This window comes from Hymenobacter tibetensis, assembly GCF_022827545.1.
In the GTDB taxonomy this organism is placed as follows: Bacteria; Bacteroidota; Bacteroidia; order Cytophagales; family Hymenobacteraceae; genus Hymenobacter; species Hymenobacter tibetensis.
Genome location: NZ_CP094669.1, coordinates 1810755 through 1830502, shown reverse-complemented (window position 1 = coordinate 1830502; position 19748 = coordinate 1810755). Strand labels below are relative to the sequence as shown.

Here is a 19748-nt window from a genome sequence, read left to right as displayed (position 1 = left end):
ACCTCCCACTGAAAAACCAGAATCATACTAGTTCCCTGGGTGTTAGTTGGCAAGGGCAGAAGTTGGTTGTTGCAGGTAGTGCTGCATGGCTTCCAGGGTTTCCAGCGGCGCGCTCAGATGCGGACAGTGGCCCATGGCTTGCAAGGTGACCAACGTGGACTGAGGCAGTTGCTGATGCAGATACGCTCCTACTTCTGCCGGCGCCGCCACATCCTGCGAGCATTGGAGTAGCAGGGTTGGCAGCTGCAGATGCGGCACCTCGGCCCGGTTGTCGGCTAGGAAGGCTACGCGCGCGAACTGCTTGGCAACAGTCGTGTTGGTTTGGCAGAAATAGCCGGCCATCTCCTGGCTTAGCGACGCCATATTGCAGGGGCCCATCAGCAATTGGGCGAAGAGGTTGGCCCAGCTGTCGTAGTCTGTTTCCATCAGGGCCAACAGCTGTTCTACGTCTTCGCGCTCAAAACCTCCGTAGTAGTCGCCGTCGTTGACGTAGCACGGCGAGGGAGCGACTAGCACCAGCTTGGAAAAGTGAGTGGGAGCTTGGCTAGCGGCCAACAGCGCAATCATAGAGCCCACGGAATGCCCAACGATAACGGCTTGTTGCAGACCAAGAACCTCGCATATTTCCACCACGTCCTGCGCGTAGCCGTTCAGTGTAGCATACTTGTCAGGTTTGTAGGCCGATATATCCGAATCGCCCGATCCTACATGGTCGAACACAATCAGCTGATAGTCTGCAGCCAAGGCTGGCAGCATATGGCGCCAGATGTGTTGGTTGCAACCAAAGCCGTTGCATAAAATCATGGGTGGTTTGTCAGCCCCGATGATCTGTACATTGTGCCGCTTCAACACCGCGTGGCGCTGCTGATTGCCCGTGTCATTGAGCGAAGAGGTGTCCGCAAGGTGCCGGGGCACCTTCATTGAAGAGGACATAAAAATAGAAGAGAATATAGTAAAACTCGAGTAGTGGCATAGCCACTTAAGACTCGAAATATACTGTAATACTATTTATAAAATAAAATTAATGCTATACTATAGTACTTTACCGCACGACATTATGGGTATCTACGTATATATCACGCCACATACATAGCCCTTCTCGTTTCCCTTTGCCTTTCAGCAGCAAGCTCATAGTCAGCTAGCCATCAAGCTCTACCCCTGTGCGTGTTGGGCCGCTAGTTTCGCCAGTAAGCACGCTGCCCCACCCGCACCCAAGAGGTAGCTGTTGTCCAGCAAGAGCTACTGCCGTAGGTAAGGCCGGAGCAGTTCGAAGGCTTGAGTAGCTCGTTGGGTATCTCCTACCTGCTGGGCTGCTAGGTATAGTTGCTGCACGGTGGCAATATACTGGCCGATTTCCCGGTCCATGAGCGGGCTGGGCTGACTGGTATAATAAAGCAGCGCCCGTTTGGTTCTATCCAACAAGACATCCTGCAACTGTTCGGCGCGTTGCTTTTCCCCGCCCGCCACTAGGGCGGGTATCAGCTGGGGCGTGTAGAAGTCGTAGGCAATGGCGCGGTCGGGTATGAGAGTCAGGCATTTGTCGGCTACTTCGCGGGCCTTGGCCGTGTCGCCAGCGGCCAGGTAGGCGGTGGCTAGCCGGGCAAACTTTTCGCGGTAGTTGGCTGGAAACATCAGGCTGGTTTCGTCATGAAATAGGCTGGGGTTGTTTAGGCCTCGATAAGAGAATTGCTGCATCAGCTTGGGGTAGAGAATATCTTTCGCCACGTACCCCACTTCCCCGCGCGGGTCGTAGGTGGGGTCTTTCAGGGGGAGGATGCGCCACGCCAGCCCTTCCAGCTGAAAGTAGGGCTCTAATCCCAGATGGTTTTCTGATTGAGCAACGCTGGTAGCAAAGTAGACGGGACGCTTCCAGTTGTTGGTGGCCAGGATATCCAGAATAATCAGGCTGTTCTTCTCGATAGCCGCCTTGCCCAGGTTGAACTCCATCTTGGACACCAGGTGCTGCCGCCGCTCTGGCGGAACAATACCAAGTTTCAACACGGCGGCGGTGTCTACGGGCAAGAAGAACTTGGGAGAAGGGAAAGAAAGCAGGGTACCAGAGCCGCCGCCGTAGCTCACCTTCAGCAAGTCGCTGTCTTGCTTGACTAGTTGTAGGAAATCCTTGAGGTTGACCTCCGGCACGTTAGGGTTCTCAACGAAAGGCAGATAGTCGTTGGTGCCTTGCGTGTAGCGGTCAGCTGGCAGAGAAATAGGCAGCGGCTGCGACGTGTACGAGCGGTTTTTCATCTGATCAACGTACCAATCGGTGTTCAGATACGGCAGCACGGCCACCCGCACATCAGTCCGGATGCCTTCCACTTCCTGCGCGTACCACAGCGGGAACGTGTCGTTGTCGCCGTTGGTGATTAGGATGGCATTGGGCGCACAGGAGTTGAGCAGGTTTTTCGCGGAATCCACGGACGTGTAGCGGCCCGAGCGGTTGTGGTCGTCCCAGCCTTGCATAGCCATGATGCCCGGCACCACCAGCCCCAGCAACGTAGCCACGCCAGCGCGGGCAGTATTGGCCTTCAATAGCGGCCGTAGCAGATCAGCCACCGCCAGCACACCTAGTCCAATCCAGATGGCAAAAGCATACGTGGCCCCGGTGAAGGTGTAATCCCGCTCGCGCGGCTCGATGGGCGGCTGGTTGAGATACACCACAATGGCCAGGCCCGTAAACAGAAACAACAGGGCCACCACTAGCGCGTTCTTGGAGTCGCGGCGCACGTGGTAAAACAAGCCCAACAGCCCCAGCAGCAGCGGCAGCGCCAGGAAATTGTTGCGGGCTTTGCTGTCGGCGAGGCGCTCGGGCAGGCTGTGGCTGTCGGTGGTGGGCCACAGCACGCCGGCTTGCTGCACGTCGCTTTCGCGGCCTACGTAGTTCCAGAGGAAGTAGCGCCAGAACATGTGCCCCATCTGGTAGCGCAGCAAAAACGACAGATTTTGCCCCATCGTAGGTTTCACGCCTTCCTGCAAGTCCACCCATTGCTGGTAGTAGGGAGTACGCGCCGCGCCGCCCCCATCGGGGTAGATGCGGGGCAGCAGCATCTTGTCTTCTTCCTGATATATGAGTTCTTGCCGCCGTTCAGCTACCACGTATTGGTCGCCGCGGCGGATGTAGCGCGGGCCAGCATCTTCTTGCGCAATGGGCTGGGCAAATACGTGTGGCCCGTAGAGCAAGGGCCGGGAGCCGTACTGCTCCCGCTTGAGGTAGCTTACAAAGTTGAGCACATCCTTAGGCGCGTTCTGGTTGATGGTGGGCAAATAAGAGCTGCGAATAGGCACTATCAGGTAAGACGAGTAGCCAATCAGCATAAACACCAAGCACAGCAAGCCCGTGTTGAGCAGGCGCGAACGGCGCCGGAAGGACTGCCGGAATCCGCCATAGAGCAACCCCACCCCCAGCAGTACAAACAGGATTACCCCCGAATTGAAAGGCAGCCCAAACGAATTAACCACGAACACCTCGAAATGCCCCGCCAACGAAGGCAGCCCCGGAATGATGCCCACCAAGATGGTTCCTACCACTACACTGCTCACCAGCAGCGTCCGGACTCCGCCCCACAACGTAGGCGTGGCCTGCCGCCGAAAGTAGTAGAGCAGCCCCAGTGCTGGAATAGCCACCAGATTCAACAGGTGCACCCCAATACTCAAGCCCATAACGTAGGCAATCAGCACCAGCCATTTGTCGCTGTCTGGTTGGTCGGCGCGGTTTTCCCACTTCAGCATCAGCCACACCACCGTGGCCGTGCACAAAGCGGAAAGCGCATACACCTCGGCCTCTACGGCGTTAAACCAAAAGGAATCAGAGAAAGCAAAGGCCAGGGCCCCTACCGTGCCCGCCCCCAGTATCAGCGCGGATTGTCCCTGCGTAGGGTCCGGCAGGCCCTGGTTGGGTTGACGGGCACCACCCAGCACCAGCTTGCGGGCCAGCAGGGTAATGCTCCAGAACAGAAACAACACCGTGAAGGCGCTGCTCAGCGCCGACAGCATATTGATGAGGGGCGCGACTTTGCTGGTGTCGCCGAAGCTGAGCAGCGAGAACAGGCGGCCAAGCAGCAGAAAGAGCGGAGCGCCGGGCGGGTGCGGCACCAGCAGCTTGTAGGAGCAGGCAATGAACTCGCCACAATCCCAGAACGAGGCAGTTGGCTCCAGCGTGCTACCATACACGCCAATAGCTACCCCAAATACCAACCAACCGACTACCGTATTCAGCTTTTGAAAGGAACGCATATACAAGGGCAGAAACAACGCAAAGCAGGAAGAATGCTGCTGGGCAAAGGACCGCCATCGGCATGTAAACGACTGTTATTTTGTGTTAATGATTGTTAACGGCTTGGTGGAGCGCGGCTGCCCCCCGTACCTTCGGCTACCTGCCGTTTTCAACTTCCGATGCCCATGAAAAGCCGTCTGCGTATCATCTTCTGGCTGATGAGTTTGTGTATGCTGGGCATCAACGGCTTCCAGGCGTATTGGCTCCACAGCACCTACCAGCTCACCAAGGCGCAGTTTGCGCGTACGGCGCACGAGGCCCTGCTGACCGTGCTGCAGCAACAGCAGCTAGCCGAATTGCAGGCCCTGCTCCAACCCGCAGTTTCCAACCAGGCTTACGCACACGTTGCGCTGCCAACCCAGCCAGTAACCGAAGCAGGCCGCGCCGAATTGCGGCAGTTGCTGCGCGTTGGCAGCCGGTACCCAGCCAACAGCCCCGCCGCTCGTCGGCAGGAAGACAGCGTGGCGCAGGCGTGGGCCAAGTTCCTCCTGCGCACGGCGGGCACCCCTCCCACGCTCAACCTAGCCCGCTTGGCCACGGCCTACAAAGCCGAGTTGCGGCAGCGGGGCGCCGAAGCCGCCTTTCTCTTCGATACAGTGGCCACTGCCGCCGACCTGCGCCAGCAGCCCGTGCCACCAGCCGGCTATTCCGTGCAAACGCCGCCGGTTGCGTTGCCGGCCTTGCCCCGAGTGGCGGTGCGCGCTTCGTTTCAGCCGCCGTGGCCCTATGCCCTGCGCCACATGGGTGGGCTGTTGGCCGGTTCCTTTGGCTTGTTGTGCTTGACCACGGCTTGCTTTGCACTGATGCTGTCTACTATTCTGCGGCAGAAAAAGCTTTCGGAAATCCGGGAAGACTTCGTCAACAACATGACCCACGAGCTGAAAACGCCGCTGGCTACCGTAGCGGCGGCAGTGGAAGCGTTGCAGCACTTCGGAGCCTTGCAGAACCCCGAGAAAACCCAGACCTACCTAGCTATTTCGCAGCACGAGCTGCAACGGCTATCGGGCCTCGTGGATCATGTGCTGCACATGGCCGTGGCCGAGCGGCAGCCCTTACGCCTGCAGCCCGAAACCGTGCAGCCCGCCGAGCTGATTGCCGAGCTAGTGGAACAACACCAGCTTACTACGGCCAAAGCGGTGCGCTTTGCGGTTCACGTAGCCCCCGATGCCATTCACTGCGACCCGCTGCACTTGCGCAACGTCATCAGCAACCTCATCGACAACGCCATTAAATATTCCCGCGAGCAAGTCACGATTACCATTCAGGGGCAGCCTGAAAACGTAGGCTGGCGCCTGACCGTCACCGACGACGGTATTGGGATTCCGAAGAGCTACCAGCCGGCGGTGTTCGACCGTTTCTTCCGGGTGCCAACCGGCAATCTGCACTTGGTTAAAGGCTTTGGGCTGGGGCTGTATTACGTGCGGCAGGTGATAGAGCGACACGGCGGGCGGTTGCAGGTGCAGAGCGAGCCGGGCAGCGGCAGTGCGTTTTCCTTCTGGCTTCCTTCACTCTAGGCCTTATCCATGGCAACTGTTCTGCTGGTAGAAGACGAAGCCGCCCTGGCCCTGATCATCAAAGACAGCCTGGAAATGAGAGGCTTCACGGTGCAGCACGCCGCCGATGGTGAGCAAGGCTTGCGCCTGTTCCGGCAGCAAACGCCCGACATCGTAGTGGCCGACATCATGCTGCCCCGGCTCGACGGCTTTTCCTTGGGCGAACAGCTCAGGCGCGACAACAAGACGGTGCCCCTGATTTTTCTTACGGCCCGTTCGCAACCTGCCGACGTGGTGCGTGGCTTCGAGCTGGGCGGCAACGACTACCTGAAAAAGCCCTTCAGCATGGACGAGCTGGTGGTGCGCATGCAGGCCCTGCTCCAGCGCACTGCCGCTGCCACCTCCGCGCCTTCGGAAGCCCTGCGCATTGGCCGGTACGTGTTTGCCTACACCCAGCAGAAGCTACGGCTTGGAGACAGTGAAATCCAGCTCACCAACCGCGAGGCCGAACTGCTCAAACGCCTCTACGACCACCGCAACCAGGTGCTCGAACGCTCCACCGTACTGCTGGACCTGTGGGGCCACGACCATTTTTTCAACGGCCGCAGCCTCGACGTGTTCGTCACGCGCCTGCGCCGCTACCTCCGCGACGACCCACAGGTACAGATTCTCAATGTGCGCAGCATCGGCTATAAGCTGATTTTTTGAGGCGCTGGCCGCCTCGTTGCAGAGTCTCAACCAAAGCCAGCAGTATATCCAACAGCCCGGCTTGCGCAACCGAACAGGGTCCGCCTACCTTAGCTACACTACTGCAGGTTGCCTTACCGCCTAGCCAAACGGGCGAATTACGCTGCCCTTCCAATGCAGGAGGCATCCAAGTCGAGCCCTTCAACGGTACCATTTCGGTTCCTGCTGCGTCGGGAAGGCAGCGTGGAGTTGCTAGGTTTTAGTAGGTTCACTCCTCAACCAGCTGCATTCAGGTATGAAAACACCCTGCCCCCCTCCCCTTTCCTACCGCCTATGTGCGCCCGCCCGCAACTGGCGCTGGCGCACTACCACCTGCTGCTTGCTGGTGATACTGGGGGTGAGTGGCCTGGGCCCGGCAGCCGTAGCGCAGGAAGACCGGGGCTACAAAGTGTATCAGTTTCCGGCCGATAAGATTCCGCGCATTGATGGGCAAACCGAAGACTGGGCCAGCTTCCCCAACGAGTATGTGGTGGGCACCGACCAATTGCAAGACGACTCCAAACGCTACCCCGCCCCAGATCCAACCAACCTCGACGTACATGTAAAAGTGGCGTGGGTGAAGGGCCTGAACCGCCTCTACTTCCTCTACGAAGCCTACGACGACTACTGGGACTTCTCCTTGCCTGGCCTGCACAACGACACGTTTGAAGTGGTAGTGGATGGCGACCTTTCCGGCGGACCACTCATTGCCGAGCAGCACCCCTACCCCGCCCTGCCCCTCTACGACAGATTCAAGTCTTTTCACGGCGTGCAGGCCCAAAACTACCACATCTTCACGCCGGCCGTGGGCAAAGACTGGGCCCTGGCCTGGGGCAGCCAGCCCTGGATCAAGCGCTTGCCCTACGCCAACATTGCCTACTCCTACCAGTTCAAGCCGGGAGGGGCAGGCAAGTTGGTTGCCGAGTTCTGGATTACGCCCTTCGACTATGCCGGGGCCGAAGGGCCGGCGCGGGCCATCGAATCAGTGCTGACAGACAACAAGAAAATCGGGCTGACCTGGGCGGTAATCGATTATGACGACGTGCAGAACGAAGTCAAGAAAGGCTTCTGGAATTTGTCTCGGCAGCACAAGATGTACGGCAACTCCAGCCTCGGCACCGTGTTCACCCTGATGCCACTGGCTCCGGCCGAACAGCCGCGCCTACAAGCACAATGGTCGTTCCGGATTACTGACCCAACCAAGCGGCAGGTAGCATTTCGCGACGAAAGCCAGGGTACCGTTACTCGCTGGCGCTGGGACTTTGGCGACAACACCACATCCAAAGAGCAGAACCCAGTGCACACGTACCGCGAAGCCGGCAACTACGTCGTGGTTCTGTACGCGACGGGCCCAGCCGGTGAGTCGCGCATGTCGAAGGTATGGGAGGTAGTGCTTCCTTGAGGCACCAACCGCCAATCGACTAGCACAGCTGCAATTTCAACCTAGTCAGGCCAATGAGGAACCCGGCCGTGCACCAGACCAACACAGAAAGTTGAGCTTAGGAAAAAGGAAACGACAGCGGCTACTTAACCAATTGCTCGGGCCAATCGAGCACGCCGCCCAGCAGGTTGTGGACTTGTCCGAAACCGGCCGCGTTGAGCTGGCCGGCGGCGTTGGCCGAGCGGGCCCCGCTGCGGCAGTACACGTAGATGGGCTGGGATGGGTCGAGGGTGGCTACACGCTGGGCAAAGTCGGGGCTGGTTACTTCCATGTTGATAGCACCCGGTAAGTGGCCGCCGGCGAACTCATCGGGACGGCGCACGTCCAGGAGCACGGCCCCAGGCTGGCGCATACCTTCAGCAAACTGAGCTGGTGTTAGGTTTTGGAAAGCGGCAGACGGCAAAGGATTCGACATGATAACAGATAACAGTGAAAGAAAAACGTGGAAGTGAAAAGGCCCACAATCGGCTTGCACGCCTCGACCTTAGTGCGTGAACACCAACTCACGCAGCAAGATGAACGAGCCCATAGCCAGCGTAAACCAGCCGAAAGCGGGCTTGAGCTTGGCACCCGGAACAAAACGGGCCAGGTAGGTACCCAACACAATACCAGCCAGCGCAAAAACCAGGAAGCCTAGCAAAAACGACCAATCAATGAGCGTTCCTGCACTCAGGTCGCCGCCGAAGCCAATCAGGGAGTTCAGGGCAATAATGGCCAGGGAAGTACCCACAGCCAGCTTCATGGGCAGGCGGGCGCCCAACACCAGCGCCGGAATAATCAGAAAACCGCCCCCAGCTCCCACAAACCCCGTTAGCAGCCCCACTCCCAGGCCAATGCCCAGAATCAGGGGGTAGCTAAAGGTGGGCGCCGGCGTTGCGTCTCCGCACAAGCCCTCCAAGGGCTGCGGGCTCCGAATCATGGAAGTAGCCGCCGCTACCATCAGCACGGCAAACGCAACGAGCACCAGCAGGTCTTTGGTGAAAAGCACGCCCCCTACCGTAAATAGCTCCAGGGGAATAACTGGCATCAATAGTTTGCGAACCACAAACACAGCCGCTACTGAAGGCAGCAGAAACACAATGGCCGTTTTCATGGACACCAGCCCTTTGCGGAAGTAGCGAGAAGCTCCTACCACCGACGTAGTGCCCACCACGAAGAGCGAGTACGCTGTGCTCAGCACCGGACTTACGCCCATCAGATACACCAGCACCGGCACTGTCAGGATAGACCCGCCCCCGCCCAACAGACCTAGGGAAAGGCCAATGAAAATGGCGGCAACGTATCCGAAAACAGGCAGCATCTAGGAGTGGGAGAACAGGTGGTTTTAGGACGACGGGGAGCTGTGTTTCAGCGAGGAAGGTGGCGCTAGCTACAGAAACGTACAACTAGTCAAGCATTGTATCACGTCCACCACTTCCCGCATTTTCAGCGAATACAGCATGCTTTTGCCGTCGTGGTGGCTGCTCAAGATTCCTTCGAGCTTCATACCAGCCAGGTGGTGGGAAAGCAGACTCTGCTCGACGCCGAGCTTTTCGCTGATGTCATTCACCGACATGCTTTCCTGAGACACTAGCAGCTGTACAATGGCAATGCGCGGTGGGTGGGCGGTGGTATTCAAGACGAAGGCCACCCGTCCCATTTTCTCGGTGGGGAGGTTGAGGTGGGCAGAAGAGGAGGAGGCCATATAGCAATACGAATGTATGTCCATTTGTTGATGTACAACACCTTCTTCCCTTCTTGCCGCCGCAAGTGGTAGCTTACCCCTTAGCTGAAGCCAGCTAAGCCACTGCTAGGTCGGACCTCGAACGTTGTCTTGTTTACTTTCAATGCCAAGCACTACTTTGGCAAGGAAAGCCTACAATTTTGTTGCCGAGGCACTTCACTTAGGTTACCCGCTACACCTTTTACCTTACTCCGCTTTCCGTTGTCGCCTTTTATTGTCTTGGTTGTTACGCCACCGGAGCAAGCGGAGAAAGAGCAGGCACTACTGCTTGCAATGTTCGAAGAAGGCTTAGTTACGGCGCATATCCGCAAACCCACCTGGACCACCGAGCAACTAGAGCGCTACGTGCAGCTGATTCCGGAGGCGTATCACAAGCACTTGGTGCTGCATTCGCACCATGCGTTGGCCTTACGTTACCAGCTCAAGGGCATTCACCTCACGGAGAGAAGCCGCCTGGCCCCCGAAACGCCAGCCTTGCTGCGCAAACTGCCCGGCCGAACCGTTTCCACATCTTTTCACAGCCTAGCGGAAGTGGCCCACCATCGACGCCGCTACCACTACGTGTTTCTGAGCCCCATCTTCGACAGCACCAGCAAAGCCAACTACCGTAGTGGGTTTCAGCTAAGGGAAGTGCAACGTGCTATGGCTGGTTGGCAACATCGGGATGCGTACGTGCCACAAGTGGTAGCGCTTGGGGGCATTGCGCCCGACAACATCGGGCAAGTGCAGAAAGCGGGCTTTGCCGGAGCGGCCGTACTAGGCGGTATCTGGCAGCAGCCCGACCCAGTAGCCGCTTTCCGACACTTGCAGGCCGAAATCAGCTAGGCTGTTGATGGGCGGGGGTCAGGGCATGGTCCCAGTCTTTCCAGACCGGCTCGTAGCCCTGGCGCCGAAGCATAGCGGCTATGTCGGCGGGGCTACGCTCGTCGGAAATTTCAAACTGCTCCAACGACTCCGGCTCCACAATGTACCCGCCAGGGTTGGTTTTAGAGCCCGCACTGATGGAGGTGATGCCGAGCCGGATGATATGGTCGCGGAAGGCGGGCGTTTCGCGGGTGGAAATCGAGAGTTCCACTTCCTGGTTCAGCAGCCGGTACGCACAAATCAACTGCACCAGCTCCCGGTCCGACATTTCCACTTTCGGCTGCAACAAGCCCTCGGCCGGACGCAAGCGCGGAAACGACAAGCTGTACTTGGTTTGCCAGTAGGTTTTTTCCAGGTAGTCGAGGTGCAAGGCGGTATAGAAGCTGTCGGTGCGCCAGTCTTCCAAGCCGAACAGCACGCCTAGGCCCATCTTGTGGATACCAGCCCGGCCCAGCCGGTCGGGCGTATCGAGGCGGTAGTGAAAGTTCGACTTCTTGCCCTTGGGGTGGTGCTTGCGGTAGTCTTCCTGATGATAGGTTTCCTGGTAAACTAGCACCGTATTCAGCCCCTCCGGAATAAGCTGCTCGTACTCTGCTTGGTCGAGGGGCTGCACTTCCATGGATAAATGGGCGAAGTGCGGCCGCAGCGTGCGTAGGGCCTTGCGCAGATAGTCCACGCCCACAGTTTGGTTGGCTTCGCCTGTTACTAGCAGCACGTGCTCGTAGCCCCAGGCTTTGAGCACGGCCGCTTCCTGCAGTATTTCCACGCTGCTGAGCGTCCGTCGCCGGATTTTGTTGTCGAGGCTGAAGCCGCAGTAGGTGCAGATGTTCTGGCACTCATTGGACAGGTAGAGGGGCACGTACAGCTGCACGGTGTTGCCGAACCGCTTCAATGTCAGCTGGTTGCTTAGCTGCGCCATTTGCTCCAAATACGGGGCGGCGGCCGGCGAAATCAGAGCTTTGAAATCTTCCAATGTCCGCCGAGGTGCGCGCAGGGCCTGCGCCACATCAGCGGGCGTTTTGGCGTAGATACTCTGCTTGACATCGTCCCAGCAGTGGGCTTCAAAGACAGGGCGAAAGCTCATAGGTAATCCAGAAAAGCAGTGAGGGGGCTGCTGGCCGCGGCGTGCGCCACCGGAGCCGCTAGCCGGGCTTCGTAGGCCAGGCGGCCGGCTTCCACCGCCAGCCGGAAGGCGTGGGCCATGGCTACGGGCTGGCCCGCCACGGCAATAGCCGTATTCACCAGCACTGCATCGGCGCCCAGTTCCATGGCCGCTGCCGCGTGCGAAGGCGCTCCAATTCCCGCATCCACTATCACCGGCACCCGGCTTTGGCTGATAATAATTTCCAAGAACTCCTTGGTCAACAACCCTTTGTTGCTGCCGATGGGTGCTCCCAAGGGCATAACGGCGGCCACCCCTACCTCTTCCAGCCGCTTGCACAGCACGGGGTCGGCGTGGATGTAAGGCAACACCACAAAACCCAGCTTCACTAGTTCCTCGGCGGCTTTCAGCGTTTCCACCGGGTCGGGCAGCAAGTATTTGGGGTCGGGATGAATTTCCAGCTTCAGCCAGTTGGTTTCCAGCGCTTCGCGGGCGAGTTGAGCGGCGAAAACCGCTTCCTTAGCCGTGCGCACGCCAGACGTATTGGGCAGCAACTGAAACTGGTCGTGCCCTAGGTGGCGCAACAGGTCATCGTCGGCATCAGCTACATCAACGCGCTTCAACGCCACCGTTACCAGTTCCGAGCCCGAGGCTAGCAAGGCTTCTTCCATCAAGGCCACCGAGCTGAACTTGCCGGTGCCGGTGAAGAGGCGGGAGGAAAACTGCCGGTCGGCAACTACAAGTGGAGAAGACATCATGAGTTGATAGCGTGCGGGTGCAACTGGTCAAGAAAAAGGGCAGCTTCGGCAGCAGGGTCGGGAGCGTGCGAGATGGCGCCCGACAAAGCCACGCCGTGGAGGCCCACGCCTAGCAGCGCGGCCACATCGGAGAGCAGAATGCCCCCAATAGCCACAACAGGCACCGTTAGGCCGGCCGCCCAGCATTGGCCAAGCAAGGTTTCGTAGCCCCCTAATCCTAGGATAGGACTCAGGTTTTGCTTGGTAGTGGTGAAGCGTAAGGGCCCCAAGCCGATATAGTTCACCCCCGCCGCAGCAAGCCGTTCGATGTCGGCGAAGGTGTTGGCCGTGCCCCCAATGATAGGTGCTGCACCCAGCAAAACCCGGGCTGCAGTGGGGTCCATATCCTCTTTGCCCAGGTGCACACCATCGGCGCCGATAGTCTGGGCCAGCGCAGGGTTATCGTTGATAATGAGGGTGGCCCCGTAGCGCTGGCATACTTGCTGCGTAGCGCGGGCCAGTGCTTCCCACTCTGCGGCCGGCGTGTTTTTCACGCGGAGCTGTACCCACCGAACGCCGCCCGCACAGGCCTGCTCCGCTTGCTGGGCAGTGGCGGCAATAAAGTGTAGTTTACTGATATGCATGGGGTTGTGTGCTTCCAAAATGGTAACCTAATAGCGTCGGATTGCTCGCCAATACCGTGGCCGTGTAGGCTTTCCCCGCCCGGCACGCTTCCACCAATGTGGCGCCTTTTGCCAAGTGCGCCAGCACCGCCGCCGACAGCACGCAGCCGCTGCCGTGCTTCTCGCCTTGGGGCAGCCGGGGTGTAGCAAAACGGTGCTCCTTGCCTTCCAGAAGCAAGATGTCTGTTGCCAACGGTCCTCGGTCGTGGCCGCCTTTCAGCAGCACCGGACAAAAGGCACTGACTTCGAGAGCCGCCTGCTCGGGCGTGGCAGCGGGCCACAGGCGCATCATTTCGGGCCGGTTGGGCGTTAGCAGCGTCAAAAAAGAACAGATAGTCTCCACCAACGTGCTAGGCGGGCCGCCGTGAAACTCATAGCCGGCACTGGCCTTTAGCACCGGGTCCCAGATGATGCGGATGTGAGAGTTTTGCGCCCGCAGCCACCCCAGCAGTTCAGGTAGCTGCGGCAGGCTCTCCACCAGCCCAATCTTCACGCAGCCAATCGGAAAACGGGCGAATAGCAGTTGGGCCTGGTCCAGTATATCGGTGGGAGAAACCCAGCTTACCCGCTGAAATTGCACATCGTTCTGAACCGTTAGGGCCGCGCACACGCCCAGGCCATACACGGCATTGCTTTCCAGCGTTTTGCAGTCGGCCAGCAAGCCGGCTCCGCCGCTAGGGTCGAAGCCGGCAATACTGAGGGCATAAGGGCGCGAAAACGTCACGGGCAGGGGTTACAGATAGATTTCGCTGCCTTTCTCCACGAATTCCCGCGCTTTTTCGGCTAAGCCTTTGGTTAGGGCCTGGTCGGGGGCTACCTCCTGCTGGGCAGCAAAGTCGCGGACTTCCTGCGTGATTTTCATCGAGCAGAAATGCGGGCCGCACATCGAGCAGAAGTGCGCCACTTTGGCGCCATCGGCAGGCAGGGTTTCGTCGTGGTACTCGCGGGCCGTGTCGGGGTCGAGCGACAAGTTGAACTGGTCTTCCCATCGGAATTCGAAGCGGGCTTTGCTTAGCGCGTTGTCGCGGTATTGAGCGCCGGGGTGGCCTTTGGCTAAGTCGGCAGCGTGGGCCGCTATTTTGTAGGCAATGACGCCGTCTTTCACGTCCTTTTTGTTGGGCAAACCCAGGTGCTCCTTGGGCGTCACGTAGCACAACATGGCCGTTCCGAACCAGCCAATCATGGCCGCCCCAATGGCTGAGGTAATGTGGTCGTAGCCGGGCGCAATATCGGTGGTGAGGGGCCCGAGCGTGTAGAACGGCGCCTCGTGGCACTCCTTGAGCTGCTTGTCCATGTTGGCCTTGATCAGGTGCATGGGCACGTGGCCGGGGCCTTCTATCATCACCTGCACATCGTGGGCCCAGGCAATTTTGGTGAGTTCGCCCAAGGTTTCCAACTCGGCAAACTGGGCGGCATCGTTGGCGTCGGCAATGGAGCCGGGCCGCAACCCGTCGCCCAGCGAGAAGGCTACGTCATACGCCTTCATGATTTCGCAGATTTCCTCGAAGTGGGTGTACAGGAAGCTCTCCTGGTGGTGGGCCAGACACCATTTCGCCATAATCGAGCCGCCGCGCGACACAATGCCCGTCACCCGTTTGGCCGTCATGGGGATGTACGGAAGGCGCACGCCAGCATGAATCGTGAAGTAGTCTACGCCCTGCTCGGCCTGCTCGATGAGCGTATCCCGGAACAGCTCCCAGGTTAGATCCTCGGCTTTACCATTCACTTTTTCCAGCGCCTGATAAATAGGCACGGTGCCCACCGGCACCGGGCAGTTGCGGATAATCCACTCGCGGGTTTCGTGAATGTTCTTACCCGTGCTCAAATCCATGAGCGTATCGCCACCCCAGCGGCAGCTCCACACGGCTTTGTCTACCTCTTCCTCGATGCTGGACGTCACGGCCGAGTTGCCGATATTGGTGTTGATTTTCACCAGAAAGTTGCGCCCGATAATCATGGGCTCACTTTCCGGGTGGTTGATGTTGGATGGAATAACGGCCCGCCCCGCAGCCACCTCGTCGCGCACAAACTCCGGCGTGATGTAGCCCTGCGGCGTGTTGGCCCCGAAGCTGTGCCCCTGGTGCTGCGCCCGCAAGGCATCATCAGCCGCTAGCTGGTCGATGCGCTGGTTTTCACGAATGGCGATATACTCCATTTCCGGCGTGATGATGCCCTGCCGCGCATAATGCATCTGCGTGACGTTGCGGCCAGCCTTGGCCCGGTACGGCTGCCGAATGTGCTCGAAGCGCAGCGCATCCAGGCTGGTATCATTGGCCCGCAACCGCCCGTATTCCGACGAGATGCCCGGCAGTTCTTCCACGTCGCCGCGGTTGGTAATCCACTCTTCACGCAGCCGGGGCAACCCTTTTTTCAGGTCGATTACCACGTTGGGGTCGGTGTAGGGGCCGCTGGTGTCGTACACCGTTACGGGCGGGTTGTGCTCGGTGGGGTTAGCGAAGTCGAACTTACGCTGCGTATCCGCCAGCACTATTTCGCGCATCGCCACTCGGATGTCGTAGAGTTGGCCGGGCACGTAGATTTTGCGCGAGCCGGTTAGCGGCGCGCGTTCCACCAGCGTCTGCTGGGGAGCTTGGTCTTTTTTCATCGGAAGGAAGGAAGGAAGGAACGCCCAGGCTAACCGCCCTGCGTAGCACGGATAATGGTGAGGCGGTCGTTGGTTTGCAGCGCGTAGGCGGCCCATTCTGGGCGAGGCACCACGGTATCGTTGACGGCTACGGCTATACCGCGCTGGCTTGGCAAGTTTAGCTCGGTCAGCGCTTCGGCCAAGGTGCGGGCCACGGGAGCTTCCTGTGGCGTATTGTTTACATAGTAGACCATGCAACTAAGGGGTAGTTGAGTGAGAATCCGACTATAAACAATAGGGAGTGCGCACGACAAGCCCACGCGGGGGCCTTGGTGCTTCCGTTACTTTTCCCTTGCGCAGGTATCAGCCTGATCAGGTTCAAAGGGTATTATCTCAGTCCTGGCTAGCAGGACACCCCTAAAGTTTACGCCGCTAACCTAGCGCATCAAAAGCGAAGCACCAAAAATATAATTCGGGCTTTCCCCTGGCACGGTGCCCGTATTGAGCGGCCTAGCGGCGCGTTTACAACTGCGCCGCCCGGTTGAACTTCGCCCTACGGTAAAGCGCCAGTATCCGCTTCTATCTCGCTCTAACAGCCTCTGTGCCGCATCAAACCACTTCCGCCCCCTCTTTCCAACCGTTGGCTGGGCAAGCGGTAAGCTGCTACGCTTCGGCGCTAGCGGCATGGGGCAGAAACACGAAAAACGTGGTACCAGCGCCGGGTTGGCTGTGGACCTCCACGTGGCCCCCAGCATTTTCCACCATGCGCTTCACCATAAACAAACCAACCCCTGAGCCTTCAACGTGGGTGTGGAAGCGCTGAAACATGGTGAAAAGCTTGGGCAAATGAATAGCATTGATACCGAGTCCGTTGTCGTGCACTTCCAGTACCGTGTAACCCGCTCGTACATGGGCTCGCACATCAATGTGGGTGGTGCGGTCAGTGCAACGGTACTTGAGGGCGTTGCTGAGCAGGTTGTAGACCACCGAGCGCAGATTTTTTTTGGAAAATTGAACGGGCGGAAAGTTGGTGAGGTCGACTTGGAGGCGGGCATCGGCTTCCTGAATCAGGGGCGCCAAGTCTTGCCGCACATCTTCTACCACCGCGGCCAGGTTCACGGAAGTGGTAGCCGGGGTGTACTCTTTTTGCAGCTTGGATACGTCGGTCAGGTGGTCGATGGTGCGTTTGAAGCGTTCCACCGCATCAAACATGAACCCTAGGATAGCCTGTATATTCTGTTGCTGACTGGTAGTGGCGGGCAGTTCTTCGCGCAGCAAGTACAGCAGGCCCTCAATGTTGGAAATAGGGGCCTTCAGATCGTGCGAGGCCGTGTAAATGAAGTTGTCTAGGTCTATGTTGGTACGCGTCAGCTGCTCGTTGGTCACGGTTAGTTCTCCGGCCAGTGCCAGGGCCTTTTGCTGGCTTTGCTCTACGTTGCGCCGGGCTTCCACCTGCGCCGTGGTGTCCACCACCAGCGTGTAGAAACCGGCCACCTGGCCGTCCTGCCAGTCGGGCACGTAGCTTGTGCGGATATAACGCGTGAATCCGACGCGGTATGGCATTTCGACGTTGAAATCCAGCCGTTCTCCGGCCAGTGCCCGCTGGACGTATTCCTGCACCCGAGCGTAGGCCTTCTCTCCCACCACATCGCGCAGGCGCTGCCCTATCAGCGCCGCGGGGGGTTGGTGGAACCAGTCTTCGTAAGCTTGGTTGGCAAACCGATACTTCTCGTCCCGGTCAAGATAGCCGATGAGTACGGGCAGCGCATCGGTAAGCAGCCGGAGGCGCCGCTCGCTTTCTTCCACCACGTGCCGCGCCCGTACCTGGTTGGTTACTTCGTGGGTGAAAACCAACACGCCAGTTATGTTTCCAGAGGCGTCACGGTGGGCCTGGTACGTGAAAGTCCAGTAGTTCTCTTCCAAGGGCCCGCCTTCCCGCCGAATTAATAGCAAGGGCATTTCCTGCGCCACAAAAGTTTCCCCGGTGTGGTACACGCGTTGCAGTTCCTTGTATACGGGCTCGTTGGCTAGCTCTGGTATGGCTTCTAGCAGCGGTTTGCCTAACATTTCGCGGCCCGCAAACAACTGCTGATAGGCTGGGTTAGCCAACTCGTACCGCAGCTCCGGCCCCGTAAGGATGCAAATAGGTGTTGGGGCCTGCATAAACAGGTCGTGTAGCTGCTGCTGCTGCGCTTCGTGTTGTTGGCGCGCCACCACCTGCTCGGCCACATCATGCGCAAAGGTGGAGATACCCACTATCTGCCCGTTTTCGCGGTAGGCTTGGTACGTAAACGTGAAATACATTTGCGTGGGCGGCTGGCCGTTGGGCTGTTCGACAAGCAGCGGCACCTCGTAGCCGAAGTAGGTTTCGCCGGTTTGATACACCTGGTCAAGCAGGGCTACGATACCACTATCCACGGCTTCGGGCAGGGCCTCAACTATTGGGCGCCCCAGCAACTGCCGGCCCGCGAAGAACTGCTGGTAGGCTTCATTAACGTACTCGTAGTGGTGCTGCGGGCCCCGTTGAATGCTGATAGCAGCCGGCGTTTTGGCAAAAACTTGGTAGAAGTTTTCGCGCTCCTGCATGTGGCGCTGGGTGGCTTCCTGCACCGTTGCTTGCAGCGCATCAGCCTGCTGGCGGGCTTCCACCTGCCCCGTCACATCCACCAGGAACACCAGTATACCCTGGGTTCGGCCATGTTTGTCAAGCAGCGGCTGGTAGATAAAGTCCAGGTACCGTTGCTTGAGTTGGCTGGTTGTGCTGTCAAGCAGTTCAATGGGCATGGCCTGCCCTCGGAATGGCTCCCCAGTGGCGTACACTTTTTCCAGCCGTTTGATAACTCCCTGGGGTACCATCTCCGGCAGGATGTCTTCTACTTTTTCGCCTAGCTGCACCCGCCCGCTTGTCAGGGCCTGATAGGTGGCGTTGAAGAACGTGTAGCGGTGCTCCGGGCCCTCCAACGTGGCAATGGCGGCGGGCACCTGCCCCAAAATCTGCTGAAGCATATTTTGCTGCTGCACCAGCAACAGCCCTTGCCGCTGAGCCTCGGTGAAGGCCGCTTCCAACTGCTGGGTGCGTTCCACTACCCGCGTTTCCAGCTCTTGGTTGAGCCGCTCCACTTGCTGCCGTGCCTGTACCTGCTCGGTCACATCGGTACCCACCATAAACACCCCGGTGGTTTGTCCTTGGGCATCATGAAAGGGCTGAAAAACGAAGTCGAAGTAGACTTGATCCGGCGGACCCTCCTGCTGGCGGAGCACCGTAAGCGACTCATCACGCAGGAAGCGCATCTGCCCAGTTTCCAGCACGCTTGTCAGTATAGGCGCCAGGCTTTGGGCAGTTGCCTCGGGTATCGTGGCAAGGTAAGACTTGCCGACGCTAGGTGCCGAATAGCCCCACATAGCCGCCAACGTAGGGTTAGCTAGCTCCACCACAAACTCGGGTCCTCGAAAGATGCAGATGGCAACGGGAGCCTGCTCGAAAAGGCGTTGCATTTCCTCCCATGGCTGCTTGCCCTCGGCCTGAGCAACCTGTTGGTGGGATTGGGTTGCGCGCGGGGCCTGCTTATCAAGGCCGCGAGGCCGATTGGCTACCTCAGTGAAACTCACCAACAGGCTTTCCCCCGAGCGGCGAGCGGCGGCGCAGTAGGTGGTGTCGTAGCCGCTGGTGTGCGTACTGACTTCAAATTGCCGCGGCGTTCCGGATACAAAGGCCTCGGCATGCAAGGCAAAGGCGTTGGGTATCAAGTTGTCCGGCCACCACTCGTTGTACGTGGCCGTTGGCTGCTCAGGCAGATGCAACATCTGCTGCGCGGCAGGATTAAGGTACCCGAAACTGAAATCTGCCAGCTCGCCGGCAGCACTGTAGAGGGGAGTATAAACTATAATGCCGGTTAGTGAAACTGCCAGCAGATCGTAGAGCAGTTCTTCGGGCGGAGAAACAGTGGCTAACAATGGTGGAAGATGTGACATAGCAAGCTGATAAGAGTAGAATAAAAGAAGCCAGTGGCTTCGGCATCAGCCTTAAGAGAAAATTAACTGTCGGGGTTTACGCGAAAATCCCTCCGAGAGCCACCTTTCGAAGACACTAGCAGCCGCTTTTTTATGGCTATGGTTTAGCTT

General features: G+C 58.6%; 16 protein-coding genes and 1 riboswitch. Of the genes, 4 read left to right on the top strand and 12 right to left on the bottom strand.

Features of this window, described 5'->3' with window-relative positions:
* Positions 1–42: 42 nt before the first annotated feature.
* Both MTX78_RS07335 and MTX78_RS07330 read right to left on the bottom strand, forming a co-directional pair.
* Positions 43–933, bottom strand: coding sequence for an alpha/beta fold hydrolase (locus MTX78_RS07335; RefSeq protein ID WP_243801289.1), 891 nt, complete (start codon positions 931–933; stop codon positions 43–45).
* Positions 934–1239: 306 nt separating this feature from the next.
* Complete coding sequence (locus tag MTX78_RS07330; RefSeq protein ID WP_243801288.1) at positions 1240–4233, bottom strand: glycosyltransferase family 117 protein; 2994 nt, start codon at positions 4231–4233, stop codon at positions 1240–1242.
* A 165-nt stretch (positions 4234–4398) separates the two neighbouring features.
* Here MTX78_RS07330 and MTX78_RS07325 point away from each other — a divergent pair, with 165 nt between their 5' ends.
* From MTX78_RS07325 to MTX78_RS07315, 3 genes are all read left to right on the top strand, one after another.
* Positions 4399–5787: a sensor histidine kinase gene (locus tag MTX78_RS07325; protein WP_243801286.1), complete on the top strand. Its 1389-nt coding sequence runs from the start codon at positions 4399–4401 to the stop codon at positions 5785–5787.
* 9 nt (positions 5788–5796) lie between these two features.
* Positions 5797–6474 carry a response regulator transcription factor gene (locus tag MTX78_RS07320; protein ID WP_243801284.1) on the top strand — a complete coding sequence of 226 codons (678 nt, stop codon included), beginning with the start codon at positions 5797–5799 and terminating at the stop codon, positions 6472–6474.
* Positions 6475–6748: 274 nt separating this feature from the next.
* Complete coding sequence (locus MTX78_RS07315) at positions 6749–7894, top strand: PKD domain-containing protein (protein WP_243801283.1); 1146 nt, start codon at positions 6749–6751, stop codon at positions 7892–7894.
* Positions 7895–8015: 121 nt separating this feature from the next.
* Here MTX78_RS07315 and MTX78_RS07310 read toward each other — a convergent pair whose 3' ends face one another.
* The 3 genes from MTX78_RS07310 to MTX78_RS07300 all read right to left on the bottom strand — a co-directional run bounded on the left by MTX78_RS07310 (position 8016) and on the right by MTX78_RS07300 (position 9617).
* On the bottom strand, positions 8016–8348 hold the full coding sequence (locus tag MTX78_RS07310; RefSeq protein WP_243801281.1) for a rhodanese-like domain-containing protein: 333 nt from the start codon (positions 8346–8348) through the stop codon (positions 8016–8018).
* A gap of 69 nt (positions 8349–8417) precedes the next feature.
* Positions 8418–9233, bottom strand: coding sequence for a sulfite exporter TauE/SafE family protein (locus tag MTX78_RS07305; protein ID WP_243801279.1), 816 nt, complete (start codon positions 9231–9233; stop codon positions 8418–8420).
* A gap of 69 nt (positions 9234–9302) precedes the next feature.
* Complete coding sequence (locus tag MTX78_RS07300; protein WP_243801277.1) at positions 9303–9617, bottom strand: ArsR/SmtB family transcription factor; 315 nt, start codon at positions 9615–9617, stop codon at positions 9303–9305.
* Between the two features lie 240 nt (positions 9618–9857).
* On the opposite strand from MTX78_RS07300, the gene MTX78_RS07295 reads away from it, so the two are divergent.
* The gene (locus MTX78_RS07295) at positions 9858–10481 is read left to right on the top strand and encodes a thiamine phosphate synthase (protein WP_243801276.1); all 624 of its coding nucleotides are present in this window, start codon (positions 9858–9860) and stop codon (positions 10479–10481) included.
* Here the strand turns inward: MTX78_RS07295 and thiH are convergent.
* The 7 genes from thiH to MTX78_RS07260 all read right to left on the bottom strand — a co-directional run bounded on the left by thiH (position 10474) and on the right by MTX78_RS07260 (position 19598).
* Positions 10474–11604: a 2-iminoacetate synthase ThiH gene (thiH, locus tag MTX78_RS07290; protein WP_243801274.1), complete on the bottom strand. Its 1131-nt coding sequence runs from the start codon at positions 11602–11604 to the stop codon at positions 10474–10476. The genes MTX78_RS07295 and thiH overlap by 8 nt on opposite strands.
* The gene (locus MTX78_RS07285; RefSeq protein WP_317258946.1) at positions 11601–12377 is read right to left on the bottom strand and encodes a thiazole synthase; all 777 of its coding nucleotides are present in this window, start codon (positions 12375–12377) and stop codon (positions 11601–11603) included. The genes thiH and MTX78_RS07285 overlap by 4 nt, the downstream gene beginning before the upstream one ends.
* Positions 12377–13003: a thiamine phosphate synthase gene (locus tag MTX78_RS07280; RefSeq protein ID WP_243801271.1), complete on the bottom strand. Its 627-nt coding sequence runs from the start codon at positions 13001–13003 to the stop codon at positions 12377–12379. Before MTX78_RS07280 ends, MTX78_RS07285 begins: the two co-directional genes overlap by 1 nt.
* Positions 12990–13766: a hydroxymethylpyrimidine/phosphomethylpyrimidine kinase gene (locus MTX78_RS07275; protein ID WP_243801269.1), complete on the bottom strand. Its 777-nt coding sequence runs from the start codon at positions 13764–13766 to the stop codon at positions 12990–12992. Before MTX78_RS07275 ends, MTX78_RS07280 begins: the two co-directional genes overlap by 14 nt.
* A 9-nt stretch (positions 13767–13775) precedes the next feature.
* Positions 13776–15647 carry a phosphomethylpyrimidine synthase ThiC gene (gene thiC, locus MTX78_RS07270; RefSeq protein WP_243801267.1) on the bottom strand — a complete coding sequence of 624 codons (1872 nt, stop codon included), beginning with the start codon at positions 15645–15647 and terminating at the stop codon, positions 13776–13778.
* Between the two features lie 29 nt (positions 15648–15676).
* Positions 15677–15880 carry a sulfur carrier protein ThiS gene (thiS, locus tag MTX78_RS07265; protein WP_243801265.1) on the bottom strand — a complete coding sequence of 68 codons (204 nt, stop codon included), beginning with the start codon at positions 15878–15880 and terminating at the stop codon, positions 15677–15679.
* A gap of 77 nt (positions 15881–15957) precedes the next feature.
* A riboswitch (TPP riboswitch) is annotated at positions 15958–16055 on the bottom strand.
* Positions 16056–16289: 234 nt separating this feature from the next.
* A complete protein-coding gene (locus MTX78_RS07260; RefSeq protein ID WP_243801263.1) occupies positions 16290–19598 on the bottom strand; it encodes a PAS domain-containing sensor histidine kinase in 3309 nt (1102 codons plus the stop codon).
* Positions 19599–19748 lie beyond the last annotated feature (150 nt).

What these genes read in the sequence shown, in the direction of transcription:
- MTX78_RS07280 (WP_243801271.1), bottom strand. Translation starts at nt 13,003, where the DNA reads ATGCATATCAGTAAACTACACTTTATTGCCGCCACTGCCCAGCAAGCG.
- MTX78_RS07320 (WP_243801284.1), top strand. Translation starts at nt 5,797, where the DNA reads ATGGCAACTGTTCTGCTGGTAGAAGACGAAGCCGCCCTGGCCCTGATC.
- MTX78_RS07315 (WP_243801283.1), top strand. Translation starts at nt 6,749, where the DNA reads ATGAAAACACCCTGCCCCCCTCCCCTTTCCTACCGCCTATGTGCGCCC.
- thiS (WP_243801265.1), bottom strand. Translation starts at nt 15,880, where the DNA reads ATGGTCTACTATGTAAACAATACGCCACAGGAAGCTCCCGTGGCCCGC.
- MTX78_RS07305 (WP_243801279.1), bottom strand. Translation starts at nt 9,233, where the DNA reads ATGCTGCCTGTTTTCGGATACGTTGCCGCCATTTTCATTGGCCTTTCC.
- MTX78_RS07260 (WP_243801263.1), bottom strand. Translation starts at nt 19,598, where the DNA reads ATGTCACATCTTCCACCATTGTTAGCCACTGTTTCTCCGCCCGAAGAA.
- thiH (WP_243801274.1), bottom strand. Translation starts at nt 11,604, where the DNA reads ATGAGCTTTCGCCCTGTCTTTGAAGCCCACTGCTGGGACGATGTCAAG.
- MTX78_RS07325 (WP_243801286.1), top strand. Translation starts at nt 4,399, where the DNA reads ATGAAAAGCCGTCTGCGTATCATCTTCTGGCTGATGAGTTTGTGTATG.
- MTX78_RS07285 (WP_317258946.1), bottom strand. Translation starts at nt 12,377, where the DNA reads ATGTCTTCTCCACTTGTAGTTGCCGACCGGCAGTTTTCCTCCCGCCTC.
- MTX78_RS07330 (WP_243801288.1), bottom strand. Translation starts at nt 4,233, where the DNA reads ATGCGTTCCTTTCAAAAGCTGAATACGGTAGTCGGTTGGTTGGTATTT.
- MTX78_RS07335 (WP_243801289.1), bottom strand. Translation starts at nt 933, where the DNA reads ATGTCCTCTTCAATGAAGGTGCCCCGGCACCTTGCGGACACCTCTTCG.
- thiC (WP_243801267.1), bottom strand. Translation starts at nt 15,647, where the DNA reads ATGAAAAAAGACCAAGCTCCCCAGCAGACGCTGGTGGAACGCGCGCCG.
- MTX78_RS07300 (WP_243801277.1), bottom strand. Translation starts at nt 9,617, where the DNA reads ATGGCCTCCTCCTCTTCTGCCCACCTCAACCTCCCCACCGAGAAAATG.
- MTX78_RS07310 (WP_243801281.1), bottom strand. Translation starts at nt 8,348, where the DNA reads ATGTCGAATCCTTTGCCGTCTGCCGCTTTCCAAAACCTAACACCAGCT.